Here is a 10,223-nt window from a genome sequence, read left to right on the forward strand (position 1 = left end):
CCTGTGCGGGGTGGAGACCCCGGGGGCGCTTCGCCCCCCGGACCCCCAGAGGATATTTTCAGACAGATGAAAGAAGATCGGGCATCGCGATACCCGTGGCCGTCGAGAGCGCGCCATCGGCCACGAGGGTCGCCGCGCGGCTGAGGTCGGGGGCAAGGTAGCGGTCGTCCTCGAGGGCATGAACATGGGTGCGCAGGGCGCGCAGCGCGGCCTGCAGCGGGGCAGAGGTGCGAAGAGGCGCGCGGAACTCCACCCCTTGCGCGGCGCAGAGGGCCTCGACGCCGAGGATGACGTGAAGGTTCGCGGCCATCCGCCCCAGACGCCGCGCGCCGTGGGCGGCCATCGAGACATGATCCTCCTGGTTGGCCGAAGTCGGCGTCGAATCGATCACCGTGGGATGGGCGAGGTGCTTGTTCTCGCTCATCAACGCGGCGGTGGTGACCTCGGCGATCATCAGGCCGGAGTTGAGGCCGGGCTTCGGGGTCAGGAAGGCGGGCAGGTCGAAGCTGAGCGTCGGGTCCACCATCAGCGCCACGCGGCGTTGCGCGATGGCGCCGATCTCGGCGATGGCCATGGCGATCATGTCTGCGGCGAAGCCCACGGGTTCGGCGTGGAAATTGCCGCCCGAGACGATCTGGCCGTCCGACAGCACCAGAGGGTTGTCGGTGGCGGCATTGGCCTCGATCTCGAGCGTCCGCGCCGCCATGCGCAACACGTCCATCGCGGCGCCCGTCACCTGCGGCTGGCAGCGGATGCAGTAGGGGTCCTGGACGCGGGTATCGCCCTCGCGGTGGCTTTCGCGGATCTCGCTGCCGGCAAGCAGCGCGCGCATGGTCGCCGCCGCCTCGATCTGGCCGGGATGGCCGCGAAGGGCGTGGATCTCGGGCTCCAGCGGCGCGGTCGATCCCATGATCGCATCGGTCGAGAGCGCCGAGATCACCAGCGCTTCGCGTGCGGCGGACCAGGCCTGGAACAGGCCGGCCAGCGCATGGGCGGTGGAGAACTGCGTGCCGTTGATGAGGGCAAGCCCTTCCTTGGCGCCCAGCGTGATCGGCGATAGTCCTTTCTGCGCAAGGGCTTCGGCGCCGGGCTTCACCTCGCCGTCCACCGATGCCTCGCCGTGGCCGATCATCACCGCCGTCATGTGCGCCAGCGGCGCGAGGTCGCCCGAGGCGCCGACCGAACCCTGGTCGGGGATGACCGGCGTCACGCCCTGTGCCAGCATGTCCTCGATCAGCGCCACGACTTCGGGCCGCACGCCCGAGGCGCCGCGGCCGAGCGAGAGAAGTTTCAGCACCATCATCAGCCGCGCCACGTCTTCGGCCATGGGCGCGCCCACGCCGCAGCAATGGCTGAGGATCAGGTTTTTCTGAAGCGTGGCGGTATCTTCCGGCGCGATCTTGATGCTGGCGAGCTTGCCGAATCCTGTATTTACACCATAGACTGCGGCCCTTCCGGTCGCGGCGGCGGCGATGTGGCTTGCGGCGCGCGCGATCCCCGGACGCGCGCTGTCGTGCAGGCGGGCGGGCAGACGCTGCCTGTAGATACGTTCAAGCTGGGCAAGGCTGACCTGGCCGGGGATCAGGATTTCAGGCGTCAAGACGGCCTCCGTATATACGTTGATGGAGCGCGGTGGCGCCGATGCGGTAGCCGAGTTCCGCCGGATGGTCGGCCTCCCAGACCGCCAGATCGGCGCGCAGGCCCGGCGCGATCCGGCCCCGGTCGCCCAGCCCCAGCGCGCGGGCGGCATGGGCCGTGGTGCCCAGAAGCGCCTCTTCCGGCGTCAGGCGGAACAGGGTGCAGGCCATGTTCATCGCCAGCGTCAGCGAGGCCATGGGCGAGGAGCCGGGGTTCAGGTCGGTCGCCACCGCCATCGGAACACCGGCGGCGCGCAAGGCGCCAATGGGCGGAAGCTGCGTTTCGCGCAGGGTGTAGAAGGCACCCGGCAGGATGACCGCGACGGTGCCCGCTGCCGCCATCGCCGCGATCCCTTCGGGCGAGAGGTATTCCAGATGGTCCGCCGAAAGCGCCCCGTGCCCAGCGGCGAAGGCGGCGCCGCCGAGGTCGGAAAGCTGCTCGGCGTGAAGCTTGACCGGAAGACCCAGCGCGCGGGCTTCGGTGAACAGCGGGCGCAGGTCCTCGACCGAGAAGGCGATTCCCTCGCAGAAGGCGTCCACTGCGTCGATCAGGCCTTCGGCATGGGCGGCGCGCAGCGAGGGCAGGGCGATGGTTTCGATATAACCCGTTGCATTGCCTTTGAATTCCGGCGGAACGGCATGGGCGGCCAGATGCGTCACCCGCACCGCGACCGGACGATGCTGGCCGATGCGGCGGGCCACGCGCAGCATCTTCAGCTCGTCCTCGACGGTCAGCCCGTAGCCCGATTTCACCTCGACCGTCGTGGCTCCGCTGGCGATCAGCTGGTCGATCCGGGGCAGGGCCAGTGCCAGAAGGTCGTCCTCCGAGGCCGCGCGGGTGGCGGTGACGGTGGACAGGATCCCGCCGCCGGCGCGCGCGATTTCCTCGTAGCTTGCACCCTTCAGCCGCAGCTCGAACTCCACCGCGCGGTGGCCGGCGAAAACCGCATGGGTGTGGCAGTCGATCAGGCCCGGCGTGACCAGACGTCCGCCGCACTCCTGCGCGGGCAGGGCGCGAAAGGCGGCGGGCAGCATGGACATCGGTCCGGCCCAGGCGATGCGGTCGCCCTCCAGCGCCACGGCGGCGTCGGGGATCAGGCCGTAGCCGTCATTCATCGTCGCTAGGGTGGCATGGGTCAGAAGCATCGGCTTGCCTTGTGCGGGATGGATTGGCTAATATGTCTAGACATAATGCAAGTCAAGTGAGTCGCCATGATCCTGCACGCCGCCTCTGCCCTGTTGCCCGACGGTTGGGCGCGCGATGTCCGCATCCGCGTGGAAGGCGGCCGCATCGCCGAGGTGACGGCGGGCGTGCCGGGCAACGGGACGGGGCAGGGGCATGGGCTGATCCTGCCCGCGCCGGTCAACCTCCATTCCCACACCTTCCAGCGCGCGATGGCCGGGCTGACCGAACGCCGCACCGCCGGGCAGGACAGTTTCTGGACCTGGCGCGCGCTGATGTATCGATTCCTCGAACGGCTCTCCCCAGAGGACGTGCAGGCCATCGCGGCACAGGCGATGGTCGAGATGGCCGAGGCCGGGTTCTCGGCGGTCTGCGAATTCCACTACCTGCACCATCCGGTCGGCGGCGGCACGCATGCCGACCCGGCCGAGATGTCCGCCCGCATCGCCGAGGCGGCGCGGGAAACCGGGCTGGGCCTGACGCATCTGCCGGTGATCTACGAACAGGGCGGGGTGGATGGCCGGGCCCTGGCCGGAGGGCAGCTGCGCTTCGGCTCCTCGCCCGAGGTCTTTGCGGCGGTGCTGGAGGGTGCGGGGCGGGCGCTCTCCGGCCTGCCCGACGCGGTCCTGGGCGTCGCGCCCCATTCGCTGCGCGCGGTCAGTCGGAACACGCTGGCCCGCGTGCCGGGGATGACCACCGGCCCCATCCACATCCACATCGCCGAACAGGTGGCCGAAGTCGAGGAGGTGCGGGCCGCCTGGGGCGCGCGGCCGGTGGAATGGGCCTGCGCGAACCTGGCGCTCGATGCGCGCTGGTGCATGATCCATGCCACCCAGATGACGCCCGCCGAGACCGCCGCGCTGGCCCGGACCGGGGCGGTCGCGGGCCTCTGCCCGATCACCGAGGCGAACCTGGGCGACGGCATCTTCGACGGGCCGGGCTGGCTTGCGGCGGGCGGGGCCTTCGGGGTGGGCACCGACAGCAACGTCCGCATCTCGCTGGCCGAGGAATTGCGGCTTCTGGAATATTCCCAGAGGCTTGGCCACAGGGCGCGGGCGGTGATGGCGGATGACCGCTCCACCGGGCGGCTTCTGTGGGACCAGGCCGCGCGGGGCGGCGCCCAAGCGGCGGGGCGGGGGCGCGGCGTGATCGCGGTGGGCGAATGGGCCGATCTGCTGGCGCTCGACACCGACGATCTGCGGCTCGAGGGGCTGACGGGCGACCGGCTGCTGGATGCGCTGATCTTCGCGGGGCGTGACGGGCTGGTTTCCGAGCTCTGGTCGGCGGGCCGCCACATCGTGCGGGGCGGGCACCACATCGCCCGCGAGGCCGTCGCCCATCGCTTCCGCGCCACCATGCGCCGCCTACGGGACGCGCTGTGACGCTGGGCTGGGAGGAGATCCGCGCCGAGGTCCTGCGCCGGATCCGGGCGCGCGACTGGCCGCCCGGCGCGCTGATCCCGGGCGAGGAGGCGCTGGCCGAGGAATTCGGCGTCGCCCGTGCCACGGTGAACCGGGCGCTGACCGCGCTGGCCGAGGCCGGGGTGCTGGAACGCCGCAAGCGCGCCGGAACCCGCGTCGCGGCACTGCCCGTCCGCCGGGCGCGGCTGGAGATCCCGGTGATCCGGCTCGACGTGCTGGGCCGGGGCCTCGCGTACGACTTCCGCCTGCTGGCCGACCGGGAAGAGGCCGCGCCGGTCCCCGTCACCGCGCGGCTCGGCCTGCCCGAACGCGCGCGGCTGCGCTATCTGGAGACGCTGCACCTTGCCGGGGGCCGCCCCTTCGTCTTGGAGACGCGCTGGCTGAACCCCGCCGTCCTGCCCGACCCGCCCCCCGATTTCGCGGCGGTCAGCGCCAACGAATGGCTCGTCACCCATGTGCCGCTGGTCTCGGGCGACATCGCCTTCACCGCCGAACCCGCCAGCCCGCGCGAGGCGATGGTCATGGGCATCGCCCCCGGCACGGCGCTGCTGGTGGCGGAACGGACCACGCAGGGCACGCTCGGCCCGGTGACGCTGGCGCGTCTCGCGCATGCGCCGGGGCACCGGGTGACGATGACGTTCTGACGGGGCCGTCCACGCAGGACCGAGGTCGTGGGGTGAAGGATTTCAAGGGGTTGGTTGTGGGCGTTAGGGTGGGGTTAACCAAAGGCCGAGCGATCAGTCGCAACTGACGTCGGTCAAGCACCTGCCTTCATCCATGGAATAGATCCTGAGGCCGCGGGCTTCTCCGACAGCACGCGGAACACCCTTTGCCAGGTCGATCCGCGTGTTGTCCCAGACCTTCAAATCCGAGGGAAGGTAGGGAATGGGCTTTGTCAGAATGAGGTGCGTTCCGCGCACGTTGCTTTTCACGACCTGCAGCGTTCCTTCCTTGATCAGTTGGACAAGGCCCGCGGTTCCCGGAAGGACCGGATAGAACTCTTCAGTGCCCGAGACGACAACCTCTCCGGGCTGGAAGAAGAACACGCCGTCCTTTGCACCCGTTGCGCCGGCCCAGTATGATCTGAGGACTGACACGGTGCTGCTGTCGATATCCACCTTCAGGTAGCTGTTGCCCAACTTTTCGAACAGTTCGGTGTAAACGATCAGGTCGAAGCTGGCCGTCGGAAAGCTTCGTTCGCTCTTGACGGCTCCGGACGGCACGAAACTGGTCCGCATCGCGTAGTTGGCGATCACCATAGAGGGCGTCCTGTTCCAGGCCAGCCACGGTCCGATCAGCGCCGCGGCGAGTGGTTCATCCTTGATCTCGGTGAGCGGCTTGATGCAGGCGGAGTAGGGAACAAAGGTGACCCTTTCCTTTCCGACGCCAACCAGGCCGGCGTTTTGCGCACCATCAACGCCCGCGGTCTGAACAACAATTCGGGCGACGCGATCCACGTCTCCCTCCAGGTTCCAGACCACGGGATCGAAGCTTGCGAGGAACAGGAACATTTTCCTGTCGCCCGGCTCGACGTGGATGGTCGCGACCGTCGTCTGTCGGGCAAGCCCTTCCAACGCCAGGTTGGTCGCCGCAGTCCCCTCGTAGGTGGAAACGACGACGAAATCTTCATCAGGTCCCGGCGCGACCGGCCCGCAATTGGGACCGTCGGCGGGTGGGTTCATGTTGCGCCATGGACCTCGCCGATCCCATCCGTCAGCCATTGCCTGTCGCATCTCGGCTTCCGATGGACCCAGCCTGCCTTCAAGCACGGTCGATTCCGACAGTTCCAGAAAGTCCCGCAGCTCACCGCGCTCGACAAGGTCATCGCGGTCAAGGTCGAGAAGGGTCAGGGCCTTCATCCGCGCCGCTTCTTTCGGGTTGCCCAGGTCCGGATCGGCATCGATCGAGGCTGTTATTTCCGGAATGGTAAGGGAGCCGTCGCCATCGAGGTCATAGGGAAGGATCCTGTCCGCCTTGAAACCCTTATCGGCAACTGATTTCGCATCGATCTCCGACCGGCTGACTTCCCAATTCCCGTCAAGGTCCAGTTCAAGGATCTGCGCCAGTCGCTTGCTCTTGATCCGCCCCGCTTGCTGACCGGCGGCCTTGCCCAATGAGAATGGCAACGCGATCTGGTCGGTCGAGCCACGGGTCAGGTGGTTCAGAATCGATCTTATGCTCTCATCTTACGAGGCTTCGGCAGCCCGCTCTTGGGCCAGAGAGAATTCGTAGGCCGTGATCACTCCGTCTTTGGTGAACGGTTGAAAGAATTCGTCGGCAATGCGGACGAAGTTCTGGCCGGCATAGCCCTTCACGGAAAGGCGGTAGGCTTCCTTGAGCCAGTCAAACGAGTCTGCCAGTTCAGGCTGCCCGGATATCCGCGCTTCGACCAGGGACCGGGTCCGTTCCACGTCGCTGGTTGCCGGAAACGCCCCGAGGAGAAAGAAGCAAAGGCCTCCGAATACTGTCCGGTACAAATTCGCCTCGCGCAGTGATCGCCCCGTGGTTGTAACCGGGCGGCGAGGGAAAACAAGACGCGGCAGCGGATGCGCCAGGAACTTGCGCATCGTGTGGGGTCTCTAACTGGGGCGGGCCGGGACCCGGCCTAGGGGTTGGTCGTGGGGGCGGGTGGGGCCTCGCCTTCGGCAGGGGATTCGGCGGGGGCCTCGGGGGGCGGCTCGGGCGGAGCGGTCAGGATGCCGTTCAGCCAGATGCCCTCGGCCACCTGGCCCGACTTGTAGGTCAGCTTGCCCTGACCCTCGCGCTTGCCGTCCTTGAACATCCCCTCATAGACATCGCCCCCCGGATAGGTGGCGATACCGCGCCCCTCGATCCGGCCGGCGACCCACTGGCCGACATACCTGAACCCGTCGGTGGTGGAAAATTCGCCCTCGCCGTCGCGCAGGCCCGCCTTGAACGTGCCCTTGTAGAGACTGCCGTCGGGGTAGACCGCGGCACCCGTTCCCTCGCGCTGGCCGTCCACCCAGTCGCCCTCGTAACGATAGCCGTCGGGGTAGGTCATCACGCCGGTCCCGTGCGGCTTGGCGTTGCGGAAGGCGCCCTCGTAGATGCGGCCGTCCGGATAGGTCGCCCGGCCCTGGCCGGTGATGACGCCGGCCTGCCAGTCGCCCTGGTAGGTGGACCCGTCGGGATAGGTGATGGCGCCCTGGCCGTTCGGCTGGTCGGCCTTCATCGCGCCGATATAGACCGAGCCGTCCGGATAGGTGATCGACCCCGTCCCCTCCATCCGGCCCTCGACCCAGGTGCCCTCGTACTTGAACCCGTCCGGCGTGGTGAAGCTGCCCTGGCCGTGGCGGCGGTCGCGCTGCCATTGACCGAAGTAGATGTCGCCGTTCTTGTGGGTGAGCTTCCCCTCGCCCTCGCGCAACCCGTCCTTGAAGCTGCCCTCGTAGACATCGCCGTTCGGCTGGGTCAGGATTCCGCTGCCGTTGATCTGCCCGTCCGCCCAGGCGCCCTGGTAGACCAGACCGTCCGGCATGGTCAGCCGGCCCTGACCCGACCGCTGTCCCTTGACCAGCGTGCCCTCGTAGACCGTGCCGTCGGGATAGGTGATCCGGCCGCGGCCATCCTTCACCCCCATCACCCAGTCGCCCTCGTAGGTATAGCCCGAGGGATTGGTCAGCTTGCCCTTGCCGTTGTGGCTGCCCTTGACGAAGCTGCCTTCATAGACCGAGCCGTTGGCGTAGGTGGCCTTGCCCTCGCCGGTCATCTCGCCCTGGAACCAGTCGCCCTCGTAGGTGCGACCGTCCGGCGAGGTGATCTTGCCCTTGCCGTCGGGTTGGCCGTTCTCGAACGTGCCCTCGTAGACCGACCCGTTGGCATAGCGCGCGGTGCCCTGGCCGGTGATCTGGCCCTCGACCCACTGCCCGCTGTATTCGAAGCCCGAGGGCAGGCGGTAGGTCCCGGTGCCGTGCTGCCGTCCGTCCTTGAAGGTGCCCTCGTAGACCGACCCGTCATCGTACTGCTTGGTGATCACCTCGCCGTCCTGCGCCTGCGCGGGCAAGGCAAGGGCGACAAGCAGGGCGGCAGGCAACAGGCGCATGGACGAATCCTCCGGGCGATGCGGCAAAGCGTAAGGGGGGGCATCCGGTGTGACAAGCGCGTGACGATCATCTCTCCGCCAGCGGACCCGTGGGTCGGAATTCACGCCGTTGCCACTTTCCCTTGTGGCCAGGTTTGGTAGAAAGGGATGATATTGTGGGGGGCGGCGATGACCGACACGTTCAACCTGATGCTGGCGCAGCTGAACCCCGTGGTGGGCGACATCGCCGGCAACACGGCGCGCGCCGAGGCAGCCTGGCGGCGGGGCAAGGGCGAAGGCGCCGACATGGTAGCCCTGACCGAGATGTTCGTCACCGGCTACCAGACCCAGGACCTGATCCTGAAGCCCGCCTTCGTGACCGCGGCCATCGCGGCGATCGAGGCGCTGGCCGCGACCTGCGCCGACGGCCCGGCGCTGGGGATCGGCGGGCCGGTGCGGCAGGGGGGCAGGCTCTACAACGGCTACTACATCCTCGACGGCGGCAGGGTGCACGCCCGCGTCCTGAAACACCATCTGCCGAACGACGCCGTCTTCGACGAAAAGCGCATCTTCGCCTCGGCCGATGTCCACGGGCCCTATGTGGTGAAGGGGGTCCGCATCGGCACGCCGATCTGCGAGGACGCCTGGCACCCGGACGTGGCCGAGACCCTGGCCGAGACCGGGGCCGAGATCCTGCTGGTTCCGAACGGCAGCCCCTACCATCGCGGCAAGCCGAACCTCCGGCTGAACCTGATGGTGGCCCGCGTGGTCGAGACCGGCCTGCCGCTCGTTTACCTCAACATGGTCGGCGGGCAGGACGACCAGGTGTTCGACGGCTCTTCCATGGTGCTGAACCCCGGCGGGCGGCTGATGGCGCAGCTGCCGCAGTTCGACGAATGCGAGGTGATGGTCACATTCCACCGCACCGAGGACGGCTGGCGCGCGGGTCCCGGCGAGATCGCCGAGATCCCGCCGATCGGCGAGGCCGACTATCGCGCCTGCGTCATGGGCCTGGGCGACTACATGCGCAAGACCGGGTTCCGCAAGGCGGTGCTGGGCCTGTCGGGCGGGATCGACAGCGCCATCGTCGCCGCGATGGCCGTCGATGCGTTGGGGCCGGAGAACGTGCGCTGCGTGATGCTGCCCAGCGAATTCACCAGCCAGACATCGCTCGACCTGGCGACGGCGGCCGCGCGGGCGCTGGGGTGCCGCTATGACACGGTGTCGATCACCGGGGCGCAGGCGGCGGTAGGCGAGGCTCTGGCACCGCTTTTCGAGGGAACCGAACCCGGGATCACCGAGGAAAACATCCAGTCGCGCCTGCGCGGCGTGATGCTGATGGCGCTGTCGAACAAGTTCGGCGAGATGCTGCTGACCACCGGCAACAAGTCGGAAATGGCGGTGGGCTACTGCACGATCTACGGCGACATGAACGGCGGCTACAACCCGGTCAAGGACATGTACAAGACCCGCATGTTCCTCACCGCGCGCTGGCGGAACCGGAACCACCGGCCCTGGATGAAGGGGCCGCCGGGCGAGGTCATCCCCGAGGCGATCATCACGCGCCCGCCCTCGGCCGAACTCCGCGCCAACCAGCGCGACGACGACAGCCTGCCGCCCTACGAGGTCCTCGACGCGATCCTGGAATGCCTGGTCGAGAAGGAGATGTCGGTGGCCGAGATCGTGGCGCTGGGGTTCGACCGCGCGACGGTGAAGAAGGTCGAGCATCTGCTCTACATCGCGGAGTACAAGCGGTTCCAGTCGGCCCCGGGGGTGCGGCTGACGCAGAAGGCCTTCTGGCTCGACCGCCGCTATCCGGTCGCGAACCGTTGGCGCGATGACGGCTGAGATCGTCGTCGCCAACTTCTACGCGCTGCGCGACCCCGTGGGCTTCGACCGGGCGGCGCGGCTTCTGGTGCGCCGGATGCGCCTGCAGGGCA

The 10,223-nt window shown here is 68.1% G+C and carries 8 protein-coding genes; 3 read left to right on the forward strand and 5 right to left on the reverse strand.

Annotation, left to right across the window (positions count from 1 at the left end):
• Positions 1-58 precede the first annotated feature (58 nt).
• Both hutH and hutI read right to left on the reverse strand, forming a co-directional pair.
• Entirely contained in the window at positions 59-1,600 is a 1,542-nt protein-coding gene (hutH, locus tag ACK4IU_RS12255) for a histidine ammonia-lyase (RefSeq protein ID WP_409735517.1), read from the reverse strand.
• On the reverse strand, positions 1,590-2,783 hold the full coding sequence (gene hutI / locus ACK4IU_RS12260) for an imidazolonepropionase (RefSeq protein WP_409735520.1): 1,194 nt from the start codon (positions 2,781-2,783) through the stop codon (positions 1,590-1,592). Before hutI ends, hutH begins: the two co-directional genes overlap by 11 nt.
• A 66-nt stretch (positions 2,784-2,849) precedes the next feature.
• Between hutI and ACK4IU_RS12265 the strand changes: the two genes are divergently transcribed.
• Complete coding sequence (locus ACK4IU_RS12265; protein ID WP_409735523.1) at positions 2,850-4,202, forward strand: formimidoylglutamate deiminase; 1,353 nt, start codon at positions 2,850-2,852, stop codon at positions 4,200-4,202.
• Positions 4,199-4,885 (forward strand): GntR family transcriptional regulator, encoded by a 687-nt coding sequence (locus ACK4IU_RS12270; protein WP_409735525.1) that lies wholly within the window; start codon positions 4,199-4,201, stop codon positions 4,883-4,885. The genes ACK4IU_RS12265 and ACK4IU_RS12270 overlap by 4 nt, the downstream gene beginning before the upstream one ends.
• A 93-nt stretch (positions 4,886-4,978) precedes the next feature.
• Here the strand turns inward: ACK4IU_RS12270 and ACK4IU_RS12275 are convergent, their stop codons facing one another.
• The 3 genes from ACK4IU_RS12275 to ACK4IU_RS12285 form a co-directional block, all read right to left on the reverse strand.
• Positions 4,979-6,355 (reverse strand): hypothetical protein, encoded by a 1,377-nt coding sequence (locus ACK4IU_RS12275; protein ID WP_409735528.1) that lies wholly within the window; start codon positions 6,353-6,355, stop codon positions 4,979-4,981.
• Between the two features lie 72 nt (positions 6,356-6,427).
• A complete protein-coding gene (locus ACK4IU_RS12280; RefSeq protein WP_409735530.1) occupies positions 6,428-6,808 on the reverse strand; it encodes a hypothetical protein in 381 nt (126 codons plus the stop codon).
• A 38-nt stretch (positions 6,809-6,846) separates the two neighbouring features.
• Positions 6,847-8,304 carry a 2-isopropylmalate synthase gene (locus ACK4IU_RS12285; RefSeq protein ID WP_409735533.1) on the reverse strand — a complete coding sequence of 486 codons (1,458 nt, stop codon included), beginning with the start codon at positions 8,302-8,304 and terminating at the stop codon, positions 6,847-6,849.
• 168 nt (positions 8,305-8,472) lie between these two features.
• Between ACK4IU_RS12285 and ACK4IU_RS12290 the strand changes: the two genes are divergently transcribed.
• On the forward strand, positions 8,473-10,131 hold the full coding sequence (locus tag ACK4IU_RS12290; protein WP_409735536.1) for an NAD+ synthase: 1,659 nt from the start codon (positions 8,473-8,475) through the stop codon (positions 10,129-10,131).
• Positions 10,132-10,223: the final 92 nt, after the last annotated feature.

The sequence above is a fragment of the Tabrizicola flagellatus genome (genome assembly GCF_046295235.1).
GTDB lineage: Bacteria > Pseudomonadota > Alphaproteobacteria > Rhodobacterales > Rhodobacteraceae > Tabrizicola > Tabrizicola flagellata_A.